The organism is Geopsychrobacter electrodiphilus DSM 16401, from assembly GCF_000384395.1.
GTDB classification, from domain to species: domain Bacteria; phylum Desulfobacterota; class Desulfuromonadia; order Desulfuromonadales; family Geopsychrobacteraceae; genus Geopsychrobacter; species Geopsychrobacter electrodiphilus.
Genome location: NZ_ARWE01000001.1, coordinates 1,050,085 through 1,076,576 on the forward strand (window position 1 = coordinate 1,050,085; position 26,492 = coordinate 1,076,576).

At 54.4% G+C, this 26,492-nt stretch carries 20 protein-coding genes; 17 read left to right on the forward strand and 3 right to left on the reverse strand.

What is annotated here, in order from left to right:
• The first annotated feature begins 92 nt into the window (after positions 1-92).
• The 3 genes from D888_RS0104945 to D888_RS0104955 are packed head-to-tail and all read left to right on the forward strand — an operon-like array spanning position 93 to position 2,397.
• On the forward strand, positions 93-818 hold the full coding sequence (locus tag D888_RS0104945) for a tetratricopeptide repeat protein (RefSeq protein WP_020675433.1): 726 nt from the start codon (positions 93-95) through the stop codon (positions 816-818).
• 9 nt (positions 819-827) lie between these two features.
• Positions 828-1,532, forward strand: a complete 705-nt coding sequence (locus D888_RS22910) for a Smr/MutS family protein (RefSeq protein ID WP_020675434.1) — start codon at positions 828-830, stop codon at positions 1,530-1,532.
• Positions 1,522-2,397 carry an RluA family pseudouridine synthase gene (locus tag D888_RS0104955; protein WP_020675435.1) on the forward strand — a complete coding sequence of 292 codons (876 nt, stop codon included), beginning with the start codon at positions 1,522-1,524 and terminating at the stop codon, positions 2,395-2,397. Before D888_RS22910 ends, D888_RS0104955 begins: the two co-directional genes overlap by 11 nt.
• 76 nt (positions 2,398-2,473) lie before the next feature.
• Here the strand turns inward: D888_RS0104955 and D888_RS20725 are convergent, their stop codons facing one another.
• Complete coding sequence (locus tag D888_RS20725) at positions 2,474-4,888, reverse strand: Rne/Rng family ribonuclease (RefSeq protein WP_020675436.1); 2,415 nt, start codon at positions 4,886-4,888, stop codon at positions 2,474-2,476.
• Positions 4,889-5,396: 508 nt separating this feature from the next.
• On the opposite strand from D888_RS20725, the gene D888_RS0104965 reads away from it, so the two are divergent.
• The 13 genes from D888_RS0104965 (at position 5,397) to D888_RS0105025 (ending at position 23,462) form a co-directional block, all read left to right on the forward strand.
• The gene (locus D888_RS0104965) at positions 5,397-6,695 is read left to right on the forward strand and encodes a TolC family protein (RefSeq protein ID WP_020675437.1); all 1,299 of its coding nucleotides are present in this window, start codon (positions 5,397-5,399) and stop codon (positions 6,693-6,695) included.
• A gap of 11 nt (positions 6,696-6,706) precedes the next feature.
• Positions 6,707-8,065: an efflux RND transporter periplasmic adaptor subunit gene (locus tag D888_RS20730; protein ID WP_020675438.1), complete on the forward strand. Its 1,359-nt coding sequence runs from the start codon at positions 6,707-6,709 to the stop codon at positions 8,063-8,065.
• 29 nt (positions 8,066-8,094) lie between these two features.
• Positions 8,095-11,397 carry an efflux RND transporter permease subunit gene (locus D888_RS0104975; protein ID WP_020675439.1) on the forward strand — a complete coding sequence of 1,101 codons (3,303 nt, stop codon included), beginning with the start codon at positions 8,095-8,097 and terminating at the stop codon, positions 11,395-11,397.
• Between the two features lie 58 nt (positions 11,398-11,455).
• The gene (locus D888_RS0104980) at positions 11,456-11,893 is read left to right on the forward strand and encodes a hypothetical protein (protein ID WP_020675440.1); all 438 of its coding nucleotides are present in this window, start codon (positions 11,456-11,458) and stop codon (positions 11,891-11,893) included.
• A gap of 101 nt (positions 11,894-11,994) precedes the next feature.
• Positions 11,995-13,914, forward strand: a complete 1,920-nt coding sequence (locus tag D888_RS0104985) for an ABC-F family ATP-binding cassette domain-containing protein (protein WP_026362220.1) — start codon at positions 11,995-11,997, stop codon at positions 13,912-13,914.
• Entirely contained in the window at positions 13,911-15,173 is a 1,263-nt protein-coding gene (locus tag D888_RS0104990) for a hypothetical protein (protein WP_020675442.1), read from the forward strand. The genes D888_RS0104985 and D888_RS0104990 overlap by 4 nt, the downstream gene beginning before the upstream one ends.
• Before the next feature lie 105 nt (positions 15,174-15,278).
• Positions 15,279-16,226, forward strand: a complete 948-nt coding sequence (locus tag D888_RS0104995; RefSeq protein ID WP_020675443.1) for a DUF2226 domain-containing protein — start codon at positions 15,279-15,281, stop codon at positions 16,224-16,226.
• A 276-nt stretch (positions 16,227-16,502) separates the two neighbouring features.
• Positions 16,503-17,618: a branched-chain amino acid ABC transporter substrate-binding protein gene (locus D888_RS0105000; RefSeq protein WP_020675444.1), complete on the forward strand. Its 1,116-nt coding sequence runs from the start codon at positions 16,503-16,505 to the stop codon at positions 17,616-17,618.
• A 195-nt stretch (positions 17,619-17,813) separates the two neighbouring features.
• Entirely contained in the window at positions 17,814-18,716 is a 903-nt protein-coding gene (locus D888_RS0105005; protein WP_020675445.1) for a branched-chain amino acid ABC transporter permease, read from the forward strand.
• Between the two features lie 32 nt (positions 18,717-18,748).
• A complete protein-coding gene (gene livM / locus D888_RS0105010; RefSeq protein WP_020675446.1) occupies positions 18,749-19,972 on the forward strand; it encodes a high-affinity branched-chain amino acid ABC transporter permease LivM in 1,224 nt (407 codons plus the stop codon).
• Entirely contained in the window at positions 19,965-20,768 is an 804-nt protein-coding gene (locus tag D888_RS0105015; RefSeq protein ID WP_020675447.1) for an ABC transporter ATP-binding protein, read from the forward strand. Before livM ends, D888_RS0105015 begins: the two co-directional genes overlap by 8 nt.
• Before the next feature lie 144 nt (positions 20,769-20,912).
• Entirely contained in the window at positions 20,913-21,620 is a 708-nt protein-coding gene (locus tag D888_RS0105020; protein WP_020675448.1) for an ABC transporter ATP-binding protein, read from the forward strand.
• 153 nt (positions 21,621-21,773) lie between these two features.
• On the forward strand, positions 21,774-23,462 hold the full coding sequence (locus D888_RS0105025; RefSeq protein WP_026362221.1) for an ABC-ATPase domain-containing protein: 1,689 nt from the start codon (positions 21,774-21,776) through the stop codon (positions 23,460-23,462).
• A gap of 14 nt (positions 23,463-23,476) precedes the next feature.
• Here D888_RS0105025 and D888_RS0105030 read toward each other — a convergent pair whose 3' ends face one another.
• The gene (locus D888_RS0105030; protein ID WP_020675450.1) at positions 23,477-24,637 is read right to left on the reverse strand and encodes a DUF362 domain-containing protein; all 1,161 of its coding nucleotides are present in this window, start codon (positions 24,635-24,637) and stop codon (positions 23,477-23,479) included.
• The gene (locus D888_RS0105035; RefSeq protein WP_020675451.1) at positions 24,621-25,460 is read right to left on the reverse strand and encodes an alpha/beta fold hydrolase; all 840 of its coding nucleotides are present in this window, start codon (positions 25,458-25,460) and stop codon (positions 24,621-24,623) included. The genes D888_RS0105030 and D888_RS0105035 overlap by 17 nt, the downstream gene beginning before the upstream one ends.
• A gap of 120 nt (positions 25,461-25,580) precedes the next feature.
• On the opposite strand from D888_RS0105035, the gene xerC reads away from it, so the two are divergent.
• Entirely contained in the window at positions 25,581-26,480 is a 900-nt protein-coding gene (gene xerC / locus D888_RS0105045; RefSeq protein WP_020675452.1) for a tyrosine recombinase XerC, read from the forward strand.
• Positions 26,481-26,492: the final 12 nt, after the last annotated feature.

Sequence of the window (26,492 nt, forward strand, 5' to 3'; positions counted from 1 at the left end):
GACTTTTCGCGGCTGGATTGTTAAAGTTTCGCACCTTGAAATGGCCCCTGCGGCCGATGTGTTTGTACCACCCTCTAAAGGACCGCGCACTTATGTATAACCTGCTGATTTCTTTGTTTTGTTCCACTATTGTTACCTTCTCTGTGATGAAATTTGCCGGGCAGAGCCCTCTGATTGCGGGGCTTGCCGGGTTGGTGGTTTTTACCCTGGCCTATATCCTGATCATGCGGACTGTCATGAAGAGATTCGGCGCCTTGATGGAAGTTGCACAACGGGATGTGCAGGCCAATCGCGCCGATCGCGCGATTCACGTCATGAAGAGCGCTTTTAAATTTGCTCCATGGCAGCTCTATATCAAGCAACAGGTTAATGCCCAGATCGGCAGCATCCTCTATCTGAAACGGGACTTTCAAGAAGCCCTGCCTTACCTTGAGCAGGCCTTCGTTCGGCACTGGGTAGCCATGTGCATGCTCGGCATCAGCTATATGAAGAAAAACAAGCAGCAGAAAATGATTGAGGCCTTTGAAAAGGCGACCTCCGGCACCAAAAAGGAACCTCTTGGTTGGGCGATTTATGCCTATTGCCTGGAGAAAAGTGATGAACATGGCAAGGCGATTGCCGTGATTGAAAAAGGGCTTAAAAAAAATCCAGGCGACGAGGCGCTCAGTGAAAATCTTGAGCTGCTGAAAGAGGGAAAGAAAATGAAAATGAGGGCCTTCGGCGATATGTGGTATCAGTTTCATCTTGAAAAGCCCGGCGCGATTATCAAGCAACAGACCAAGGCGATGACCGGTCGGCGTAAGATGGTGCGGCGCTGAGAGTGACGGATGACTAAAAAAAAATCTTCTTCCAATCGCAAGACTATCAGTTTTGACTCAAACCCCTTCAAACAGTTGAAGGGGTTTGCTGTTTCCGCTCCCGCGCCCGTTAAGCCTTCCGCGCCGGCGGAGCCTGAACCGTCTGTACCTCCAGATCCCGAAATTGAACGTTCTTTCTTTGAAGAGATGAAATTTCTGGGGGTCGACCCATTGGCAAAAGGGCACAAAATCGTCAGCGACCCGGCCAGCGTTGAGCAGATCCGAACCCAGGTTTCAGAACCGCCTCAGAGCGAAGAAGAGTACTTTCTTGCCGCGCTTGGGCCCCTCGATGTGTGTTTTGAAGATCAACCGCCCAGCGCGATTAAACCGGCGGTCCCGAGACGTCTAAAGCAGCTAAAGCAGGGGCGATTAACCCCGGATGCCAGTCTTGATCTGCACGGACTGCAGCGGCAGCAGGTTGCCGAAAAAATCGAATTTTTTTTGCAGAATGCCCTCTACCAGCAGTGGCAGACGCTTATTGTTGTCACCGGGCGGGGACTCCATTCGGCAGAAGGTCAGACGGTATTGCGCGACGAGGCTGAACGGTATCTTTGTGATACGGGCAAACGCTGGGTAGCTGAATGGTGCCGAGCACCTCGCCAGTATGGCGGTGAAGGAGCCCTGGTGCTCTTTTTGAAGAACAATGACTCTGGAGCTAAATCCGATGGCAATTGAATTGAAGGTTGGTATGAAATACGCTGGCCTGACCGCTGCCCAGTTTCTACAAGGTGAAATCTGTGCAGCACCCGCGGCCTATGTAAATCAGTTGTTTAAAAAGGGCAAGGTTCTGCGCTCGGGTAAGGCGTTGATGACCGACACGCTGCTTTGTATCGAGGACAGCATCTGTTTGCCCGATAGTGCACGACTCAGCGAATTGATCAATCTCTCTCGTCAGCGTCCGGCACCTGCTGTGATTCTTTATGAAAACAGTATGCTGCTGATTGCTGATAAACCGGCGGGACTGGCCGTTCACTCTTCGGTGGGACATGAGACATCCAACCTGACCGCTTTGCTGCAGCAACAGATTGATAAGGGGGATAAGAAGTATCGCATCTCCCCGGTTCAGCGACTCGACCTTGAAACCTCGGGGGCCTGCCTGTTCGGCAAGGGGCGCAAGGCGCTTGGAGAGCTGGGAAAGGTTCTGATGGCGCATGAATTGAAAAAGACTTATCTCGCGCTGGTCGCCGGTTGTTATCGCGGCCCGGAGGAGCTGGTCTCGGAAGTCCATGCCAAGGGAAAGCTCAAAGAGGCGGGGTGCCTGGTTAAAACCCTCACCTCAAATCCAACCGCCAGCCTGTTGCAGATTGAACTCCAGAGCGGCCGTCAGCACCAGATTCGCCAACAAATGGCCCAGCAGGGCTGCCCGCTGTACGGCGATCGCCGCTATCATGGCCCCTGTCCCGCTGAACTGCCGCGCGTATTTCTGCACAGCCATCAACTCTCATTTCATAGCCCTTTCGGCGGGGACCCGATCAGGGTAACTGCCCCCCTCCCCGCAGAGTTAGTCGATTTTCTCGCCAGGATCGGTCTCAGGTTTTGAGCAGGTGATAAGAAAAAAAGGCGGCCATTGAAGAATGGTCGCCCTTTTTTTGTCTGGCTGCAAAAAAACGTAAATCTTATTCAATAACTTTTTTGACCACCGGTTTAGCGGTGCGGCGCCTTGGTTTCACTTCGACCAACGATGCCCCTTCTTGCGCTGCGCTACTGACGGTTTCTTCGGCTTTTTTGGGTGCTGTTTTGCGTCTGCGAGGCTTGGGCTTCTCTTCAGCTGGAAGCGGAGTTTTATCCGGAATCACTGTTGACACGCCGTCGGACTTTTTAGCCGCTGGTCTACGCCCAGTGCGTTTCGGTTTCTCTGGAGTCGGAGTTTCGGCATCGACAGAAACTACAGGCGCCGCAGCCGCCCTCTTTTTTGCTGCGGGCCTGCGTGTGCGACCTTTGGCCGGAGGTGCTACAGCTGCTGCCGCTGTTTCGGTCAGGGGGGTGGAAGTAACCGTTTCGGGGCTTACAGGCGCTTCTGCTGGAATGGCAGCCGGCTCGTTTTTGGCCCCGGATCTACGTCGGCGCTTCGGTTTCTCTTCCAGCGGAGGGGTTACTATCACAGGGGCGACAGTCGCCTCCTGTTCGATTGGTGCGGCGGTTTCGGTAGCAACTACTTTAAGGTCATCTTCAACTTTTCGGGCTGCGGGTTTGCGGCCTCGGCGCTTCGGCCTGGATTCGTCTACAGGGACTGGAGCTGCCTCTGAGATGATGACTGGCGTCGTTGTTTCATCCTGGTCTGGCCGGGTTGTTGTCTCTTCGGTCTGCTGATCTGCCGGTGCAGGATCGGCTCCTCCGCTCCGCCGTTTCCGCCTTCTCCGCCGCCGGCGTTTGCCTGTGGGACTCTCTCCCGCAGTTTCAATTTCGGGAGTGGCTTCTGCTACAGTTACATCCGCTGCAATTTCAGGAGGGGCAGAGGGCTCTTCCTTTTCGGGGGTATTCGCTGCGGCAAGGGCTTTTTCAATCCCCTCGGAGTGAGAGACGGGCGCCTGCTCATCATCATCGAACTGTGCTTTTTCCCGCTTCAACAGTTCAAGTTCCACCTGCTCTGGTATTGCGTCGAGACTTGCCAAAATCTGAATCTTCAGGTCGAAGCGTTTTTCCAGATCCGTCAGGGCCTGGCGCCGTTCGTTGTGCAGGTAGTTGGCGACATCAAGGGGGATAGTGGCCTTGATTGTTCCGATCTGTCCTTTTGATACTGCAGCATGCAACTGGCGCAACAGAGCAACCGCCTGAGCCTCGGGAGATTTGACTCGGCCCTTGCCGTGGCAATGGGGACAGTCCAGATAGGCGCCAACCGACAGGGTCGGGCGGATCCGCTGACGCGAGAGTTCGAGCAGGCCGAACTGACTGATTTTACCGAGGGTGATGCGGGCCTTGTCGTCTTTGACGCTCTCTTTTAAGGTTTGTTCAACCTCGCGCACTTTTTTGCGATCACGCATGTCGATAAAATCGATGACGATCAAACCACCCAGGTCGCGCAGTCGTAACTGACGGCCGATTTCGGCTGCGGCTTCGATGTTGGAGCGTGCTGCTGTTGCTTCGATCCCTTTTTCTCCGCCCATGCGGCCGGAGTTGACGTCGATCGCGACCAGGGCTTCGGTCTGGTCGATTACGATCGACCCCCCTGAGGGGAGTGAAACCTGATTGCGGGCCAAGGATTCGATCTGTTCCTCAATCTGGTAACGTGAGAAGAGCGGACGTTTTTCGCGATGCTGCTTCACCAGGTTCAGTTGATCCGGCATCACAAGGGAGAAGAAATCCCGGGCCTGCTGGTAGACCTGAGAGTCATCGATCATCACCTCATCCATATCGGTCGAGAAATAATCCCGGATACTGCGGATAACGATATCCGATTCCTGATAGAGCTGGGCCGGGGCCTTGGCCTTCTCCTTGCGCGCGAGGATCCCTTTGTAGAGACTTACCAGGTAGTTGAAGTCGCGTTTCAGCTCGACCTCTTCCTTGCCTATGCCTGCGGTACGTACGATGTAGCCCATTTCGTCAGGCAGGTTAAGTTGCGCCATGGTCTTTTTGAGGGTTTTGCGTTCCTTTTCATCCTCGATTTTGCGTGAGACCCCTTTGGTGCTGCTGTCGGGCATGAGCACCATGTAGCGTCCGGGGAGCGAGAGGAAGGTGGTGAGGGCCGCACCTTTGGTACCGCGCTCACCCTTGACCACCTGGACCAGAATTTCCTGGCCGCGATGGAGTATCTCGCTGATGCGCGGGTATTCTTTGGAGTCGGATTTGCGGGCGGGGTGAAGATCAGGGTGAATTTCACCTGTTTGCAGAAAACCGTGTTTTTCGGCGCCATAATCGACAAAGGCGGCCTGCAGGCCAGGCTCAACCCGGACGACAACCGCCTTGTAGATGTTTCCTTTAGTTTGCAGCTGGCCAGCGATCTCGATATCGAGCTCGCTGAGAATTCCGTCGACCACAATCGCAACCCGGTTTTCTTCCGGGTGCGATGCGTTGATCAGCATCTTCTTGCTCATGATATAAACCTCTCTTGGTACCCCCAGTACCAGACCTGCAATCCACGCAAGGACCACACCGTAAGTTCATACGGGGTCCGCCGTGCATGTTGCGAGGTCTAAATGTGGTGTCTCCCTTGACCGGGAGAGGGCCCCGAAATGGGGCGGTAACCGGCAACCTCAACGCCTGGGGACAGCGGAGGTCGATCCGGTAAAACTCGTGTCGCGTAAGTGGCGACTATAACAGAAAGTTATAAGAAAGCTACACAAAACATCAGGTGGCCCTTTGCCTTTGCGGGGGCGTTGCGTTGCGAACCGACCTCTAAAAAGGGATTGAAATGACTTAGGCTATTTCACAAGCGAGATAGTGTGGAATATTCGACATTTTGATGTATCATATTCTACATGAGACGATTAACATATCTTTATTTTTTATGCTAAGCGATTGGAATATAAGAACAAATATGCTTGGTATGAGTTTTGATACAAGTGACAGGATGCTATTAACCCGATTATGGAGTTTTGCGCCATGAAGTTGTTGTTATCATTGATCGTTCTTTTGTGCAGCCTGTCTATTGCCCTGCCGGTGTTTGCTGGTATGCCGGTGGATTCTGAGCTGCTTTCTTCCCTTCTTGCAGAAGCTGAAATCCATAATCCGGCATTGCAGTCAGCACGTGAGGCTCTGGATGTGGCGGCCTCCCAGATTGATCAGGTTTCAGCTCTGCCAGATCCGATGCTGTCGATCAGCCTGATGAATTACCCAATAGATACGTTGCGTAACGATAAAACGGCGATGACCGGTAATGACTTCAAGTTGTCGCAGATGTTTCCCTTCCCCGGAAAACTTGCCACCAAGAAAGAGCTTGCCCATCAGCACGAACTCTGGGCAAAAGCAAAATATGAAGATCTGGTGTTGCAGGTTCGCCAGCAGATTCGAGACACCTGGTTCAAATTGAGCTTTCAACGTCAGGCAATTGGCCTGATACAAACCAATATGAAGCTGATGGATGACTTTATCCGGCTGACCGAAGCGCGTTATCAGGTCGGCAAGGGTTTGCAGCAGAATGTTCTGAAGGCTCAGGTTGAGCGTTCGCGACTCCTTGATCGTCTGCTTGGCCTGCAGCAGGATGCTGAAAACAGCAAGGCGCGGATTAACAGTCTGGTCGGACGGCCAACGGAACAGTCCCTTGCTGATATCGACGAACCCGTTGAGGTTTCGTACACCCCGAGCCTCGAAAACTTACGTAAACTGGCACGTCAAAATCGCCCGATGTTCGGTGCTTTTGACGCATTGATAGGCCAATCTGAACAGAAGGGCAAGCTGGCCAAGCTCGATTATCGTCCCGACTTTACGGTCTGGGCAGGTTACCGCTTTCGTGCCGATGATCTCCCCGACAAGGGCACCGATTTTGTCAGTGGCGGAGTCAGCCTGAACCTCCCTTTCCCCAACGCCAAACGGCGGGCTGCAGTGCGGGAAGCCGATGCGAGTCTGCGGATGGCTCACCAGCAGCGTAACGAGTTTACCCGTCAAGTCGATCTGGCATTACATAACGGTCTGACAGATCTGCAGCAGGCTCAGCAGCTGGTTAAGCTCTACCGTGGCGGCATCATTCCCCAAGCTGAGCAAACCTACAAGGCGACCTTGTCGGCCTATCAGGTGGACAAGGTCGATTTCTTGACCCTGACTGATTCGCTAATGACGGTTTACCGTTTTCGTATCGATCTGGCGCGTGCCGAATCCGACGTTCAGCGCAGTGCCGCACGGTTGCTCGCAACCACCGGCCTGGACGATATCGCTCAATCTATCTCCCCCTCTCTCGACCGATAAGGACGCTCCTCATGCGTAAGCTTACTCTCTCATTATTATTCATGCCCCTGGCTGTGCTTCTGTTGGCAGGACTTTACTGGATGACGGCCTCGATGCTCGCACCTCAGACGGTCGATTTTAGTATCATTAGACGTGCTGCCGCTGCCGAGAGGAAAGTCAAATACTGGAAGGCGCCGATGGATCCGACCTATATCCGTAACGCCCCGGGAAAATCGCCGATGGGGATGGATCTGGTCCCGGTTTACGAAGACGATGCGCAAAGCGGCTCAACCCTCAGTATCGATCCTGTGACCGCCCAGAATATGGGGGTCCGTACGGCACCGGTGGTCGTAGGGGATATCTTTAAACGGATCCGCACCGTCGGTCTGATCGCTTACGAAGAACCGAGGCAGTACTCCGTTAACGCCAGAATCTCAGGCTGGGTCGAGAAACTCTATGTCAACGAGAAGGGCCAGAAGGTCAAGCAAGGGCAGCCGCTGTTAGAGATCTATAGCCCCGAACTGGTAACCGCCCAGCAGGAGTTGATTCTGGCGAAGCAGAACCTTGCTGGTCTCTCAAAAAGCAGTTTCCCCGAGATCGTCGAGGGGGCAAAACGGCTGCTTGAAGCCTCGCGGAGTCGTTTGAGCCTGTGGGATATTTCAAGTGCACAGATCGCTCAGATCGAAAAAAGTGGTCAGGTGCAGAAACGTCTGACTCTTGAAGCGCCTCACTCCGGGATCGTGTCGATGAAAATGGTCACCGAGGGGATGCATATCCAGCCCGGTGCGCCATTGTTTCAGATCTCCGACCTCTCGCGGGTCTGGGTTTACGCTGATCTCTACGAAAACGAACTGCCCTTCGTCAAGGTCGGACAGCAGGCCAGTGTGACCCTCCCCTATGCCAATGAGAAACCACGCAGCGCCAAAGTGAGTTACCTCTACCCCTATGTCGATGCCAAGACCCGTACGGTCAAGGCGCGGTTGGAGTTTTCCAACACCGACCGCAGCCTGCGCCCCGATATGTATGTCAACGTCGAGATTCAGGCCGAACCGCGCACGCATGTGCTGATGATACCGGCCGAAGCGGTTCTGAATTCGGGCGACAAACAGCGGGTCTTTGTTGCTTTGGGCGGCGGGAAGTTTGAACCGCGCATGGTCAAGACCGGGGTTCAGGGCGACGCGGGCATGATTGAAATTGTGAGCGGTGTCGCTCCCGGTGAAACGGTGGTGACCTCGGCTCAGTTCCTGTTTGATTCGGAAAGTCAGCTGCGCGAGGCGGTTAATAAAATGCTGGAGCCGAAAAAAGAGCCCTCCGCCGATGCTGGAGCCGCTGCCGATCTGTTTGGCGATGAAAAAGCTTCCTCCAAAAAGAAACTCGATGACCTCTTCTGATTCGACTGTGCTGAGCTAAGGAAATCGCCATGCTTGAAAAGATCATTACCCTCTCGATTCGCAACAAATTTATGGTCGTACTGGCCACCGTCTTTCTGATCATCGGTGGGCTTTATGCGGTGTCCAAGACCTCCCTCGATGCGATTCCCGATCTGTCGGATGTTCAGGTGATTGTCTTTACCAAGTATCCGGGGCAGGCCCCCCAGGTGGTCGAAGACCAGATCACCTACCCGTTGACCACCCAGATGTTGGCCGTCCCCTATGCCAAGACGGTGCGCGGCTACTCCTTCTTCGGTCTGTCTTTCGTCTATATTATTTTTGAAGACGGCACCGACATGTACTGGGCGCGTTCACGGGTGCTCGAGTACCTGAACTATGCCGCAGGCAAGCTGCCGGCCGGGGTCACGCCCGCTCTCGGCGCCGATGCCACCGGAGTCGGCTGGGTCTATGAGTATGTGCTCGAGAGCAAAAATCACGATCTGCAGCAGCTGCGCTCGATTCAGGATTGGTATCTGCGTTATGAGTTGACCGCCGTAGACGGGGTTTCCGAGGTCGCCAGCATCGGCGGCTATGTCAAACAGTATCAGGTCAAAGTCGATCCGAACCGCCTTGCGGCCTACGGTATCTCACTCGCTCAGCTGCGCATGGCGATTAAGCGCAGCAATAATGACGTCGGTGGAAGGCTGGTCGAGATGGGCGAGACCGAATTCATGGTCCGCGGTCTGGGTTACATAAAGTCGGTTGCTGATCTGGAGCAGGTGGTGGTGAGCACCGATAAGCGCGGCACCCCGATTCTGGTCAGGGATATTGCCCGGGTCGAGATTGGGCCGGAGTTGCGCCGTGGCCTGGCTGAACTGGATGGCAAGGGCGAAGCGGTCGGCGGCGTTGTTATTATGCGCTACGGCGAAAATGCGCTGAAGACGATCGAAAACGTCAAGAAAAAGCTCAAACAACTGCAGGCCGGACTGCCGGACGGGGTGACGATCAAGGCAGTTTACGATCGCAGCGGCTTGATTGAACGCGCGGTCGAAACCCTGAAAGGCAAGTTGATCGAAGAGAGTATCGTCGTGGCCCTCGTCGTGGCGCTCTTTCTCTTCCATCTGCGCAGCGCACTGGTGGCGATCTTCACCCTGCCGGTGGCGATTCTTATCGCCTTTATCATCATGCACGCCCAGGGGATCAACGCCAATATCATGAGTCTCGGCGGCATCGCCATCGCCATCGGGGCGATGATCGACGCCGCGATCGTCATGATCGAAAACGCGCATAAACATCTTGAACATAAAAAACCGGATGAAGCGCACTGGGATGTCATCCTGAAGGCGGCCAAAGAGGTCGGTCCTTCGCTCTTCTACTCGCTGTTGATCATCACCGTCTCCTTCGTGCCGGTCTTTACCCTGACCGGACAGTCCGGGCGGCTGTTTAAGCCGCTGGCGTTCACCAAGACCTATTCCATGGGGGCGGCCGCTTTTCTTTCGGTGACCCTGGTGCCGGTGCTGATGGGCTGGTTTATCCGCGGCAAGATCCCCTCGGAAACCGCCAATCCGATCAACCGCTTCTTGATTCGCAGCTACCATCCGGTCGTCGATTTTGTGCTCAGGTGGCGCAAGATGGTGTTGCTGGTGGCGCTGCTGGTGACCATCTCGATCATCCTGCCGCTGAAGCAGATCGGCTCGGAATTCATGCCGCCGCTCTACGAGGGGGATCTGCTCTATATGCCGACCACCCTGCCGGGAATCTCCATCACCAAGGCGCGCGAGCTTGTGCAACAGACCGACCGGATTATCGCCAGCTTCCCCGAAGTGGAACATGTCTTCGGTAAGGCGGGCCGTGCCGAGACCGCGACCGATCCTGCGCCGCTGTCGATGCTTGAGACCACCATCATGCTCAAGCCCGAGGCGGACTGGCCCAAGGTTAAGAGCGAGCGCTTCTACACGAGTTGGGATGAGGGACTCGACTGGCTGAAGAAGCCCTTGCGTCTGGTCTGGCCCGAAGAGGCGACGATCAGCGTGAATCAGTTGAAGCAGCAGCTCGACAAGGCGATCCACTTTCCTGGCGTAACCAACGCCTGGACCATGCCGATCAAAACCCGCATCGATATGCTGGCGACCGGCATCAAGACCCCAGTCGGCATCAAGATCATGGGGGACAACCTTGAGACCCTCAGCCGTCTTGGTAAAGAAGTTGAGGCGGCGATGCGCGATGTCCCTGGCACCCTGTCGGCTTTTTCTGAGCGGGTGGTGGGGGGCAATTACCTCGATTATGAGATCGATCGTCAGGCAGCTGCGCGCTACGGCCTGACGGTTGGTGCTATTCAGGATGTGATTCAGACCGCCATCGGCGGCATGAACGTCACCCAGACGGTCGAAGGCCTCGAACGCTACCCGGTTAATATCCGCTATGATCGCGACTATCGGAATAATCTCGAGGCCCTCAAGCGCATTCTGATTACCACTCCGCAGGGTGCACGAATCCCGATCAGCCAGGTGGCCAAAGTCAGCATCAAGAAAGGACCACCCGGCATCAAAAGCGAAAACGCGCGTCGTACGGCCTGGGTCTATGTCGATATGACCGGTAGTGATATTGGCAGCTTTGTCAAGAGTGCCCAGCAGGCCGTCAGCGAAAAGGTTAAGCTCCCGCCCGGCTATAACCTGGTTTGGAGCGGTCAGTACGAATATATGCAGGAAGCGAATCAGCGGCTGCAGATGGTCATCCCGCTGACCATCCTGGTGATTTTTGTCATCCTCTACATGAGCACCAAGTCGCTGGTTAAAACCGCCATCGTCTTTGTTTCGGTGCCGATGGCCCTGGTCGGCTGCTTCTGGTTTATTTGGTTCTTGGGCTATAACAGCTCGATTGCGGTCTGGGTCGGGGTCATCGCCCTGGGCGGAATCGCGGCTGAAACCGGGGTGGTCATGCTGCTCTATCTCGATCTGGCATATAAGCTCTGGGAAGAGAAGGGACGTATGAAAACCCGAGGTGACTTGGTGCAGGCGATCCACCATGGCGCCGTCAGCCGGATACGACCGATTATTATGACGCTTTCGGTGATCATCGCCGGTCTGGTGCCGATCATGTGGAGTCACGGTGCCGGTGCCGATGTCATGAAACGGATCGCCGCGCCGATGATCGGCGGGGTGGTGACCGCGGGGCTTATGGAGTTGACGGTCTTCCCGGTCATCTATTTTCTCTGGCGCGGTATTGGACTGATCAAAGATCTGACCCCGACATCTGCCGAAGATATCAGCGCGACCGAAACCTTTATTGAACGACCGATCCGACGCAGGGAGAAATATGACTGGGAAGATGATCCAACAGATTCCCAGATTTAGGCCAAACAAACAGCTGACTGATATTCAGTCAATACCCAAAAACATTGAGGAGAAAAACATGAAAAAGTTATTAATTCTTGCCCTGATGGTAGTTCTGGTTCCCGCCACCGGCATGGCGATGAAGGCGATGGACAACAAGGATATGAAGATGGACAAGGGTAGCATGGCGATGGAGGGCGTGATCATGTTGCAGGACGAGGTGGTCGATGGTGTCAAGGGTGCCGCTCACCTGATGGATGATCCCAAGATGGGCAAGATGCTGATGGTCATGTTCACCGATGAAAAGACGGGCGCAATGCTCAGTGAAGGTCGCTGCGCGCTCAAGATCGAAACCCCCGACGAGAAGGTTGGTGAAGCGCAGATGATGATGAAGAGCAAAGGGATGTTCGGTGTCGGTGTCAAGCTAGAGCAGAAAGGGATGTATCATCTCAAGGTTGGAACCAAACTGGCTGACGGTACGAAACGCGCCTTCCATTTCCATTACGAGAACAAATAAGTCCAAAGCCCTCTGTCCCTGATCGGACAGAGGGCTTTTTCTTGAACCTTTCCTCAGCTCCTGTCTTTTTCTCCCCCTCTCTTTATGCTATAACACGCGCCATGTTGCAATTACGTGGTGTGAATAAATTTTTTGCCGACCGACATATTTTTAACGCGATCGATTGGCATGTCCGTTCGGGTGATCGAATCGGTCTGTGCGGTGAAAACGGCGCGGGCAAGTCGACCCTGCTCAAACTTCTGGCCGGCAAGGTCGAGACCGATGGCGGCCAGGTGCAGTCGGCCAAGGGGACGACTTTCGGCTATCTGCCGCAGGATGGACTTGAGCACAAGGGGCGCAGCCTGTTTGCCGAGGTCCACAGCGCCCTGGAAGAGCTGCTGGCGATCCAGGCCGAACTGAAGCAACTTGAAGTTGTTCTGGCCGGCGAGCATAGCCCTGTCGATCTTGATCGTTACGCCGAGTTGCAGACCCTGTTCGAAAATCGCGGCGGTTACACTATGGAGGCCGAGATTGGCAAGGTGCTGGGTGGTCTCGGATTTGCGCCGACCGATTTCGAGCGACCCTGTGAACAGTTCTCCGGCGGCTGGCAGATGCGCATTGCGCTGGCCAAACTGCTGCTGCAGCGCCCGACTCTGCTGCTGCTCGATGAGCCGACTAACCATCTTGATCTTCCTGCGCGTGACTGGCTGGAAGCCTATCTCTGCAATTATCCCTATGCCGTGGTGCTGGTTTCCCACGACCGTTTCTTTCTCGATCAGGTGGTCAGCCGGATTGTCGAAATCTGGAACGGTAAACTGACTGAATATCCCGGGAACTACAGTAAATATCTGATCACGCGTGATGAGCGGGTCAAGGCATTGCGCGAGGCCAAGCGTCTACAGGATGAAGAGATCGAGCGGACCGAGGCCTTTATCAGCCGCTTCCGCTATCAGGCGAACAAGGCATCACTGGTGCAGAGCCGGATCAAGCAGCTGGATAAGATTGAACGGATCAATATTCCCCCGGAACGTAAACGGATCGCCTTCAGCTTCCCGGCCCCGCCCAAGGGGGGACGGATCGCGCTGGAGTTGAAGAAGGCCAGCCAGCGTTACGGTGATCTGCAGGTGCTCGACGCGATCGATCTGGTGGTAGAGCAGGGGGAGCGGATTGCCTTGGTCGGCCCGAACGGCGCAGGGAAGTCGACCCTGATGCGTCTGCTGGCGGCGGTGGAAGCTCCTTCGAGTGGCGAGCGAATCGCCGGGCATAATATGACCCAGGCCTATTTTGCCCAAGATCAGGCGGCCGAGCTGAATGGCGAGCGCAACGTGCTGGCCGAGATTTCAGCCGATTCGCCTTACGCGATGGTGCCGAAACTGCGGAATATCCTCGGCAGCTTTCTCTTTTCTGGTGATGAGGTCGAAAAGCCGGTCAAGGTTCTCTCCGGCGGGGAGCGCAATCGTCTGGCGCTGGCCAAGCTGCTGTTGCGGCCAGCGAATCTATTGCTGCTCGACGAACCGACCAATCACCTCGATCTGCAGTCGAAGCAGGTCCTGCTCGATGCCCTCAAGGGCTATAAGGGGACCATCATCTTTGTCTCACATGACCGTTATTTTGTCGATCAGTTGGCCAGCCGCGTCCTTGAAGTCGGGGCGGGAAAAGTTGAATCTTATTTCGGTAACTATGAAGACTTCCTGCGCGCCAAGCAGAAGGTTGGTGACCTGAGCCATAGCAGTCAACGTGTTGAGCATCTTGCCAGTGAACAGGTTGGCGAACCCGGGGAAAAGGATGAGCGCCGGCTGGTTCATGCCGATCGCAAACAGTTGCAGCGCCAGCAGCAGAAACGTGAAAAAGATCTGGCACAGGTCGAAGCCGAGATTGAAAAATTTGAGGGCGAACTGACTGGTCTGGAACAGTGCATGGCTGATCCGGCGCTGTATCAGGATCAGGAGAAATGGCGTAACCTCAGTGTGCAGTACCAAAAACTGAAGGATCGCCTCGAACTAACTTATGCCCGCTGGGAAGTGTTGCAGGAGCAGGTATGAACGTCAGCCCTCCATTTGTTGTGGTCCTCGCGGCGGCGGCGGCGGGCGTGGGGCAATCGACCCTTGCTGAAAATCTGGCAGTCTATCTCAGAGGGCTGGAAGAGGATCTGCCGGTGGCGGTTATCTCTTTCGATCCGGGTCAGGATCTGGCGCAAACCTTCGAAATCAAAGGACACCGCGCCTCAGACTGTACCCCTTTCTTTTCCGGGAAGGGGCTTGAATCCCAACTGACGCTTGGGCAATTTGGTATTGAATATCTGGCGGCCGGGGCGCTGCAGGATATGACCCCCGGTGCATTTCGCCGTACGTTGCGGGCGACCCGGTTTCCTGGGATTTTGATCATTGATGCTGGTCCCCTGACGCAGGTTGCTGCATCTGCAGCCTTACAGTCAGCGGATCTGGTTTTGGCCCCGGTCAAAAATGCGGCCGGCCTCGCGCCTTTAGCTGAGATTCGACGTGAGTTGAAGATGGGAGGTGGCGGCGATCAGATGCTCTGCCTCATCCCGGCGCTGCTTGATACGCAGCCGCCAGGACCACAACAACTCGATTTGTTGCGTTTTGCAGCCGCCGAACGGGGATGTCAGGTGCTGGACGGGGAATTTGAACGCGACGACCGGTTGCCGACGGCGACAGCTGGGTATGGTGGCTCGATATTAACCCGGTTGCCCGGCAGCTCCGCACATCACTTGCTGCGGGACCTGGCAGGGTTTGTCTTGCAAAAATTTGCGGACGGACCCAATAGTCGCAGCCATCAGCAACGCTTGCGAATGGATGCGGCTTTGCCACATCGCGCAAAACGGGTTGAGTTGAGCTGTCCTCTATGCCAGAAGCTGGCCTTGCAAGAAGCTGCACATTATTGTGAGGCACTCCCTCAGCGCCGGCGCTGGTTGCTGCACGCCGACTGCCTGAAAGATTTGCTGTCAGGCTGCCGGGTGCAGCCATTCTGGTTGAAGGCAGAGGAGCAAGTGCTGGTGCTGAGGACGGGGATTGAAGGGGTGGGATTGACTCCGGAGCTCAAATTACTGATAACACGATCTTCTGGCGCCGTGTTGGAGTCTGAGCAGTTTTCCCCTGCCCCGGAATCGGGATGGCAGACGCTTGTGTTGCACGCAACGGGTCGAACCCTGGCCGAGCAGTTGCCAGCATTAATTATGATTTATCCGGCGGTCAGCGGGACGCAATGCCTAAGTGCTGACCAGTATGTGCGGTACGTGAACTGGCGCAGACGCGTGAGGGCAGAGTTGGAATCTGACCTTTAGCCGTTTTATTGGAGTGAATCCGGAATATGGATGTGATTGACAGTGCAACGGGATATTCTTTAATCTCGAGTTGGCAGCAGCTGTCCGGATTAAGAAGGGGTTCATATGATTTTGCTTCCCAAGGGGAGTCCCGTTAAAGAAAATGTAAATCCGGCTCGAGTGAATTTACCCGAAGCGATGGAGAAACTTGTTGAAAGCCAATTCTCTGGGTATTTGCGCTTTGATTCTCCAGTCGGCACCGGGATCATCATTTTTGAAAATGGCCACCTCATTAGCGCTCTGATGCAGGAGGTTGACGCCGATGGACGGATTATTGCGTATGACGCCATCAGTCGCATCTTCGAAATGTCTATCTTTGGTAATGCTGTTTTAAACATTTATCGTTTAAATTCAGAAGTCGCCATGAGCATTCATGCCCTGTTGCACGGTGAATATATTTACCGTGGGCAGGACCTCAAACTGATCAATATTCAAGATTTATTAGGCCGCATCCGCAGCGACCGCTTAAGTGGGTGTTTGCGCGTCTATAGTGAGCGGGCGGTGGCACTGGTTTTTTATGAAGCGGGACACGCTCTCGGTTTTTTGCATGAAGGGGCAATGGAGCTGGAAACAACGGCCGATCTCTCTGTTTCTGTTGCTGCCCATCCCGGTGCCAAACTCGATCTGCTCTCAACTGTGACGGCCGATGGCATTCGGATGGCCGATTTAATGGCCTCTGCAGATCTGGGACCGATGTGGGAAAAAGTGCGGAATCGTTTGCTGATAGAACGCAAAAAGCGCGAAGTGCATACAGGCAGGTTGAGCGAGCGTGAACTTAATGACCGCTACCAAAGATTTTTTAAATTAATGCGTGGCATTGCAGAGCGTCATATCGGACAATATGGAGTGATGCAGGTCGAAAAGGCGCTCAAAAAAGTCAGTAACCTGATGTCGATTGGTGAACTTGACCAGTTCTTTGTTGAGTTGACCAGAGCCGCTAATCTCGTCGTCGCCCCGGCAAAGGTAAGAGAGATGATTGATGAGATGCGGCGTGGTGTGAATGCGCTTCTCTGAGGTATAGTTCTAGTTGTCCTTTTCTGGGAACTTTTGCCTGTGATGCAGGTTGCTGTACTGAATTGTGGGCAAATGGTGAGGATTGGAACTCCATCGAATACACGGGAAAATTGTTTCCCTCTCAATATAAAACGCCGTTCTTTAATTGTCACGTTTAACCTGTTTTATTGGCTGAATTTATTCTTGACTGCACTGTTTGATTCATTTATAAAGTATTCGGGTTTAATCAAACATTGTTTTCATTTCACTTAACTCTTTTAAGCGGAGGATCCCTAGATGAAACGTTTCACTTTACTGATGGCCGCACTCGTGGCCGTTGCGGGTTTGGCGAGTCCAGTCCTGGCAGCAGACACCATCAAGCTCGGTGTCGCAGGTCCTCACAGCGGGGATCTGGCGCCCTATGGCATCCCAACCATGAGGGCTGCTCAACTGGTCGTCAAAAAAATCAATGCTGCTGGTGGTGTCTTGGGCAAGCAGGTTGAACTGTTGATTCAGGATGATCAGTGCAAGCCTGAAATTGCCACAAATACCGCGACCAAACTGGTCACTGAAGGGGCTAATGTCGTCCTCGGGCATATCTGTTCGGGAGCAACCAAGGCTGCTCTTGGTATCTACAATGACGCCAAGATTCCGGTCATGTCGCCATCGGCAACTAACCCTGGACTGACCCAGTCTGGCGATTATCCCAACTTCTTTCGGACCATCGCTTCCGACGACATGCAGGCTAAGCTGGCGGTTGATTTTGCCATCAACAAGCTTGGTGCCAAGAAGATTGCAATCCTGCACGACAAGGGTGACTACGGCAAAGGGTTCGCTGAATTTGCCAAGAAATTTGCCGATGAGTCTGGCAAGGTCAAGGTTGTGTTGTTCGAAGGGATCACCCCGGGCGCCATGGATTACTCCTCGATTATCCAGAAGGTTCGTCGTGAAAACGCGGATGTGCTGATTTTCGGTGGATATCACCCCGAAGCGTCGAAGCTGGTTGCGCAGATGAAGCGCAAGCGTCTGAAAACTGCCTTCCTGTCGGATGACGGTGTCAAGGATGCCAGTTTCGTCAAGGTGGCCGGCAAAGATGCCGATGGCGCGTATATGACCGGTCCCCGCGACCTGTCAACTATTCCGCTCAACGCGGCCGCTACCGCTGAGTACAAGGCTGCTTACGGCGAAGATCCAGGCGCTTTCTTCCAGGAAGGGTACTCTGCTGCTCTAGCCCTGCTGAATGCGATTCAAAAAGCGGGTTCTACCGACTACGCTGCGGTCACCAAGGCTCTGCGGACCGAGTATGTCGATACGCCGGTCGGCAGGATCAAGTTTGATGCCAGAGGTGATGCTGAAGGGGTTGGTTTTTCGGTGTACCAGGTCCAAAAAGGCAAGTTTGTCGAAATTAAATAAGATCATGTCGGAATTGTCGACTTGATCCTGTTGAGTCCACTGTCAGGGGATCGGTTGAGGCCGATCCCCTGACCTGTGTCTGCGGCAACGACATGCCACCGGATATGACATTGGTTTTCGTGGGATAAAAATAAAGATTGTTGAGGCCGAAACTGGCTTCTGTTCCCTTTTGCTTTGCCAATTGGTTTGACCTACATGGAATATTTTATTGAACTCTTTCTCGGCGGCCTGACGCGGGGGAGCATCTATGCTCTGATCGCCCTGGGCTACACCATGGTCTACGGCATCATTCAGTTGATCAACTTCGCTCATGGCGAGATCTACATGATTGGTGCTTTCGTTGCTTATATCGTTTGCGGCGTATTGACGATCTATGGTTTTCATGGTGTTTCGATCCTGATTATCGCCGGCTTGTTGGCGATCGTTTATTCTTGCGCTTATGGCTACACGCTGGAGAAGGTCGCTTATCGTCCGTTACGCAACGCTCCGCGTCTGGCACCGCTCATCAGCGCCATCGGTATGTCGATTTTTTTACAAAATTATGTACTCCTGGCTCAGACCTCGGATTTTCTTCCTTTCCCGTCGCTGATTCCCAATTTCGCCTTCATGGAACCGATTGCTCATATTATCGGTTCGCCCGAACTCGTTATTCTGGTGACAACCCTGGTGACGATGATTCTTCTGACCCTTTTGATCCGGTACACCAAGATCGGCAAGGCGATGCGGGCTACCCAGCAGGACATGAGTATGGCGCGCCTGGTCGGGATTAACGTTGATCGGGTGATCTCGATGACCTTTGTGATTGGGTCGGCCCTGGCGGCTATCGGCGGGGTACTGGTTGCTTCCTATATCGGTCAGGTTAACTTTTATATCGGTTTTATCGCCGGGGTAAAAGCATTTACCGCTGCAGTACTGGGTGGGATTGGCTCAGTTCCAGGTGCGGTCATCGGTGGGTTGGTACTGGGGCTGACTGAGAGTTTCGCTGCGGGTTATATCTCGAGTGACTATGAGGATGTTTTCGCCTTCGGTCTACTGGTGCTGATCCTGATTCTGCGCCCGTCCGGTATCATGGGGCGAACGACCAAACAAAAAGTCTAGGCAGTTAACCTTGCTATCAACAGGCATAATCGATGAAAAACATTAAACAATCTCTGGCCGTATCGCTCTGGTTTATCTTCCTGACTTTTCCGCTGATGGTCGTCAAGGTTAATACTTCCGAGCAGTCGGTGCAGTGGCGTTGGATGAATATCCTCTGGGTTGGCGTCGGTATTTTCATCCTTTCTTTTATCTGGCGCTATGCTCTGGCTCGCAAGGAAGCAAACCAGATGGCGGCGCAGAGTGGACAGGATGGGCAGGATAAACCATCGAAAATCCATGTATTGCTGGAAAATCCGGAGATAAGGACCAAGGCAATCCTGGCTTTTCTGGCCTTTGTGCTGGTCTTTCCCTGGGTCTTCGATACCTATCAGAGCACGATCATGATCTCGGCTTTGATCTATGTGGTGTTGGGGCTTGGCCTGAATATCACGGTTGGTCTGGCAGGTCTTCTCGATCTGGGCTATGTCGCTTTTTTTGCTGTGGGGGCATACGCGTACGCCCTGCTCAATTACCACTTCGGACTCGGTTTCTGGACCTGCCTGCCCCTGGGTGCTGCTTTTGGCGGGCTGTTCGGCGTAGTGCTCGGATTTCCGATCCTGCGACTGCGCGGCGACTATCTGGCTATCGTTACCCTGGGTTTTGGATCGATCGTTAAAATTGTTCTTGAGAACTGGAGCGATTTTTCTTTCGGCCCCAGCGGAATAGCCAACATCGAAAGGCCGGGCCTGTTCGGCATGCAGATGGATATTGCCGGTTCAACGACTTACATCTACTACATCATGATCGCGATGGTGATCCTGACTATTGTTGTGACCGGCCGGCTGAAAAATTCACGCATCGGCCGCGCCTGGATCGCCCTGCGAGAAGATGAGATCGCCTGCGTCGCCATGGGGATTGACATGGCGCGCACCAAACTGTCGGCCTACGCGCTTGGTGCCTGCTGGGCGGGGATGGTTGGGGTTCTGTTTGCGGCCAAGACCACCTTTATTAACCCTGCCAGTTTCACTTTCATGGAATCGGCCATCATCCTCTCAATCGTTGTTCTTGGCGGAATGGGGTCGATCCTTGGCGTCATTCTCGGGGCAATGATTTTGATCCTGCTGCCCGAGTATCTGCGCGCGTTCTCCGAATATCGGATGCTTATTTTCGGAGCTGCCATGGTGCTGATGATGATTTTCCGCCCACAGGGAATCATCAGTAATATCCGTCAGAAATATGAATTCAAGGGATTGAAGGAAAAATCAGAAAATGTCTGATACTGCTAAGCACGTATTACTCGAGGTTAAGGGCCTGTCCATGGACTTCGGTGGATTGCGCGCCGTAGATTCGATAGACCTGAGCGTCTCTGAAGGCGAAATCGCGGCCCTGATCGGTCCAAATGGCGCAGGGAAAACTACATTTTTCAACTGTGTTACCGGCATATATACTCCGACTCAGGGGGATATCCTGATTCATCCCAAAGGGCAACCGACGCGGCGCGTTAACGGAAAAAAGCCGAACATCGTGACCGCCCTCGGGATGGCACGTACCTTTCAGAACATCCGGCTCTTCTCCGATATGACGGTGCTCGAAAATGTCATGATCGGTCGGCATTGCCGAACCAAAACCGGTTTGGTCGGAGCCATTCTGCGTGGCGCCGCAGTCCGCAAAGAGGAACAGGAGATCGTCGAGTCCGCCTACGATCTGCTTGAAAAAGTCGATCTGGCACAGTTTGCCAATGAGTATTCGAAGAACCTCCCCTACGGTGCGATGCGGCGGCTTGAGATTGCGCGGGCCATGGCGACGGATCCCTTTCTGCTGTTGCTTGATGAGCCGGCGGCCGGGATGAATCCGCAGGAGACGCACGATCTTGATGTTTTGATCTGTCGTATCCGTGATGAGGTGAAGATCGCTATTCTGCTGATTGAGCATGACATGAAGCTGGTCATGAACATCTCGGATACGATTCATGTCATGGAGTACGGCAAGAAAATTGCGGCCGGCACTCCCCATCAAATCAAGAACGACCCGAAGGTCATTAAAGCCTATCTTGGAGAAGAAACCGAGGCTTGATGGCCTTACGAAGATCTCCGCCTAACGGGGTTATCATGTTTTTCAGAGTTTTCAGGTGACCGTGCATGGTATCGCATCTGAAAAACATTCAGCCATGATCAGCGAATTTTTTGCTTAGCCATCTACTGTTTTAGAGAGATGAATATGCTTAGATTGCAGAATATCCAGACCTATTACGGTAACATCCAGGCACTCAAGGACGTGACTATCGACGTCGCTGAAGGTGAGATTGTCACTCTTATTGGTGCTAATGGCGCCGGTAAAACCACGACGTTGATGTCGATCTGCGGGATCACCCCGCCGCGTAAAGGAGAGATTGCGTTTAAGGGCAGTTGTATCCAGCACCTTAAGCCCGAGGAGATCGTCAAGCTCGGGATCTGTCAGGTCCCGGAGGGGCGACGGATCTTCCCTGACATGACGGTGGTTGAGAACCTTGAAATGGGTGCCTTCTTGCGCAATGACAAGGCTGCCATCAAGACCGACCTGCAGATGGTGTTTGATCTCTTTCCGATTCTCGAAAATCGGCGGGCTCAGCTTGGTGGAACCCTGTCGGGAGGAGAGCAGCAGATGCTGGCTATCTCGCGTGCGTTGATGGCACGGCCGCGGTTGCTGCTGCTGGATGAGCCTTCCCTCGGCCTGGCGCCGCTGATCATTCACCAGATCTTCGAGATCATCAAGAAGATCAATGAGGAGAATGGCACCACCATCTTCCTGGTCGAGCAAAATGCCAATCAGGCCCTCAAACTCGCACATCGTGGTTACGTTATGGAGAACGGTCGCATTACTCTGGTCGATAAGGCCGCGGCTCTGCTAGAAAATGATGCGGTCAGGAAGGCCTATCTCGGCCTGTAACACCATAAAAATTGACAGAAAATAGAGCCGCCCTTTGCTGTACTGCAAGGGGCGGTTTTTTTATGCCCGGGTATAGGTTCGGCTCCCGGGATTGGTTGCGGTACAATAGTGAAGGAGGGCCGACACATTGATCACTTAGCAATGAGAATTTATATGGAGCGTTTGAAAGGGATTTTGAATCGGATCGAAGGAGAGAGTTATAAGGCCTATAAACAGTTGGCCGGGCTCTATCATTATGAGGCCTTTGATCTCCGTGTCGAACATGTCCAGGGTGACCCCTTCGCTCAGGCCTCCCGGATCAGCATTCGGTTAACCCCGGATCAGCATGGCCTGCCGCCCGAGCTGTGGAATACTCGTATCCGCCAGACGGCCAGCGAGGATTTTTTGGCGCGCGCCGTTGCTTCAGCCTTAAAGCGAAGAGTCAAAGGGTCGCGTGGCACGGGACACAGCGGACAGATCAGTATCGCCACCAGCGGCCAGCAGGTGTTGCGGCGTAATGCGGTGCTGATTGAAGACGGAGGGATTGAGGTGCGTCTGCTTTTTGCTCTGCCAGCCGATGGTCGTTCCATCCGGATTCCAGATGCTCGCGAGATGTTCTTTCAGGAATTACCCCAGGTGGTGGTCGAAGGCTTGAACTACTGCGGCCGTGATCTTACCCCGATGCTCAGGCAGGTTGAGCAGGTTGAGGATCAGCAGTTTCTGAGAAACTGGCTGGTGGGGGCTGGCGCTGTGGCCTTCGTGGCCGATGGCTCCCTGCTGCCTCGTGCTACGGGAGTCGACGACCGTCCTCTGGCTGAAGGAATTCGTTTCTGTTCGCCTGAAAGTCTGCGCTGCCAGGTAACTCTCCCACATCGGGGTTTGATCAGCGGGATGTGTCTTCCGCAGGGAGTGAGCCTGATTGTCGGCGGTGGATTTCACGGCAAGTCAACGCTGCTGCAGGCTCTGGAGCGCGGGGTTTATAATCATCTCCCGGGAGATGGGCGTGAACTCGTGGTGACGACCCCGACGGCGGTCAAGATCCGCGCCGAGGATCATCGTGCGATCCATCAGGTCGACATCACCCCCTTTATTAACCATCTCCCCGGCGCACGCCCGACCGACTGCTTTTCAACCGGTAATGCCAGCGGCAGCACCTCACAAGCCGCGAATATTATCGAAGCGCTGGAATGCGAAGCCGCCTGTCTACTGATCGACGAAGATAGCTCTGCGACCAACTTCATGATCCGGGATCAACGTATGCAGCAGCTGGTCAGTGACGCGCAGGAGCCGATCACACCACTGTTGCAGCGGGTCCGTGAGCTGTATGAGGAGGCAGGGGTCTCGAGCATTATCGTAATGGGGGGCTCTGGCGATTATTTGTCGGTTGCTGACCGGGTGCTTCAGCTGGATAATTATCAGGTGCTTGATGTGAGCAGTCGGGCGGCAGACCTGGCCGGCGAAGGTCCGTTACCAATCGCCTCATCCCCGGCGTTACGGCAGCGGCGTCCCCGCTGGCTGCCTGTAGAATGGTTTGATGCGCGGCGCGCGGATGGGAAACCTCAGATTGTGACGCGAGCTGACGGGCTGCTCGATTATGGGCGTCAGCATATCGATTTGAGCAGGGTTGAACAGCTGGTGGATGAGGACCAGCTAGAAACTATCGGACGCCTGCTTGAGTATTATGGGCGTCATTATCCGCTTCACCCTGGTGGCATGCTCGCCGGTTTGCGCCAGTCTCTGCGTGATGCTGAAGAGCAGGGGCTCGATATTCTTTCACCATGGAAGGTCGGGCATCTGGCGCTGCCACGACTTTATGAACTGGTCGCGGCCGCCAACCGCATGCGGCCCGGAGTCAGTCTTTAGCCCTTCCTTGTTATTCAGCGCTTGATGAGCTGGGCCAGTTTCAACAATGACCCCTGCCGGGTCGAGAGTGCACCCTGCGGGCAAAGTTCCTGACAACAGAAGCAGCGGATACAGGTTTTATAATTGATTCTCAGCAGCTGTTCCTTAATGGCCATCGCTTCTGGTGGGCAATGCGAAACGCAAATACCACAGCGCGTGCAGAGTTGATGGTTCGGGGCCGGGCGTGCGGTCAGGGCCTGCTTGAGCAGGCGCTGCATAAAGGCTGGCATGCGGCCGTTGATATCGGTATTTTTTGCGGCCTTGAATCCGGTGATACGGAGCTCGGTCAGGCTACCGCCGACAATCTCAACGTCTTTCAGCGCCGCGCCCCGGCGTCCGGTTTCGAGGGCCAGTTTCTGTGTCCAGACCTGGCCCGGCTGGAGGCCGACCAGTTCCACCGCCACCGCATCGACCGCGAGGGGGGTGTCGCCGGCCAACAAGACACCGATCTGTACCGGGTCTCCGCTGCCGGGGCCATCGCCCTCCATGCCGACCACGGCATCGACAATTGTCAAGGCCGGTTTCAGTTGTTCACAGAGTTCCAGCAGCATCAGCGCAAAGAGCGTCTTGTCACTGCCGGCCTGCAAGTGCAGGCGCGGTTTACGCAACCCGATCATCGCCCCGAACATGTTTTTGACGGCGCAGGTCAGTCCCATCATCTGGTGGGTTTTAAGCTTCGGCAGGTTGATCACCACATCAGCTTCAAGGAGCTCGCCTGCGACCTCAAGTTTTTGAAAGGCGCGCCCCTGAGGATGGATTTTAACCGAAGTCTCAAAAGGGCTGAAATGAAGACCGAGTTCTTTAACGATGGCCATGATGCCACACTTGCGGGCGACACTGGCTGCGCTGCCAATGCCGGGTGAATCGCCGACCGAGACGATGCCACCGGCTTTTCGGGCCAGTATCGCGACGGCGCGGACAATTTCCGGATGGGTGGTGACGGCCTTTTGTGCCGGTTTACCTGCCAGCAGGTTGGGTTTGAGCAGTACCTTCTGACCCGGGCTGACGAACCTGCTCATCCCCCCGAGAGGTTCCAACAGCTGTTCAACCGCCGCGAGGGTTTGATCCGGAGCGTAATCTGCGAGCGACTGTAGACTGACGTGACAGTGATCTTTGAGGTCAGATACTTTTTTCATTGGCGATTTCAAGAGCGGTCGCGACCGCATCGATGGCTTTGCGACGGTAAAGCAGGCCGGTGTGGCCAATGCGATCAAGGACGATATTGTCGAATCCTTCGAGATGGGCGGAGTGGGTCGGGACGACCATATTGTCCTTTTTGCTGTAGACATTGAACAGTCGCGTATTCGGGGGCATCGGGCTATCGGCGAGTCTTTTTAGAAAATCCGAGTTCGGCACCAGGGAATTGCTGAGGGGCGAGAGTGCGAACGGAGTCAATTTAGAGCCGGCGTGCGGGGTGCCCAGAAATACGCAGCGATCGACCTTGTTCTCACCGCCGCGCAGTTGCAGATAGTTGCGTGCGATGATCCCGCCCATGGAATGTCCAACCAGATGAACCTTTTCAACGTCAAGGCTGAAGCGCAGTTCATCGACCCGTTTTGCGACCTGCTCGGTCAGTGACTCTTCATTATGGTAGGACGACAGATTGATCGTCACCAGATTGTTGAAGCCCCGGCGCCGCAGGGCCCATTTGAACCAGAACCAGCTCGCACGATTATTAAACAGTCCATGGAGAAGCAGGATCGGGGTCTCACCAACGATTCCAGGTTGCTTTCTGGGAGCCCACAGGCCGAAAGGGAGGAGCAGGAGAGTCAGGATGTTAAAAAAGATTTCTTCGGCGATCAGCGAAACTGCGAGCCAAAGAGATCGTGGTTTAAAACGCTCTGCCATCAACTCCGGGTTGCTGTTGGCATACTCACACCAGCACATGCTATAACTGAGCACGACAATAAGGGTTTCCACCAGCAACAGCGTTTTTAGCAGGATCAGAATAATGGTCATCAGGGTTCTCTATCTCTTCACAATGATGGACGATCTTTGGGCAGAACGAACTCTGGCCGAAGTATGCCACGCGGTTTAAGAGTGGTCAATTTTTGATACTGCGTCTTTGGAGGCGGCGAGATGAAACCGATTCTTGCAGACTTTATCCGACACCTCGAGATTGAACGAAATCTCTCTCCCCGGACTCTCGACGCCTATCAGCGCGACCTCCTGCAGTTTTACCTATTCCTGAGCACTGAAGACCGATCGGATGATGAGCTTGAGATGCTCTCTCTGGTCGATTCCTTGATGATGCGGCGCTACCTGGCAGGTCTGCATCGGAAGAATCGTCGTACCAGTATTGCGCGCAAACTCTCCGCGTTGAGAACCTTTTTTCGCTATCTGGTCCGGCAGGGCCTGCTCGCAGCCTCACCTGCAGAAACCCTTGCAACCCCGCGTCACGAGAGTTACCTGCCCAAAGTGCTGTCGGTTGACGAAGTGACCCATTTTCTTGACCATCCTCACCCCGGGCAAACCCCGTTGGACCTGCGTGACAAGGCCATCTTTGAGTTTTTCTATTCCTCAGGCGTGCGTGTCGGCGAGATAACCGCGCTGGATGTCGGATCGGTCGATTTAGCTCAACAGCTGGCGCGGGTGCTCGGCAAAGGGAACAAGGAGCGTCTCGTCCCGCTGGGGAAGATCTCCTGCACATCACTGCAACAATATCTGGCCACTCGTGGCAAGCCTGCCGCACATGAACCTCTTTTTCTCAACGCCCGGGGGGGGCGTCTGACCCCGCGGAGCGTGCAGCGCCATATGAAGAAATATCTGCTTCTGAGTGGCCTGCGGACCGACGCCAGTCCGCATTCCCTGCGGCATTCGTTCGCTACCCATCTGCTCGACGGAGGCGCGGATTTGCGCTCTATTCAGGAGCTGCTCGGCCACGTCTCACTTTCGACCACCCAGAAGTACACCCAGGTCAGCCTCAGCCACCTTACCTCAATCTATGACGCCGCTCATCCGCGAAGCCGTAAAAAATAACCAGAATGGTCA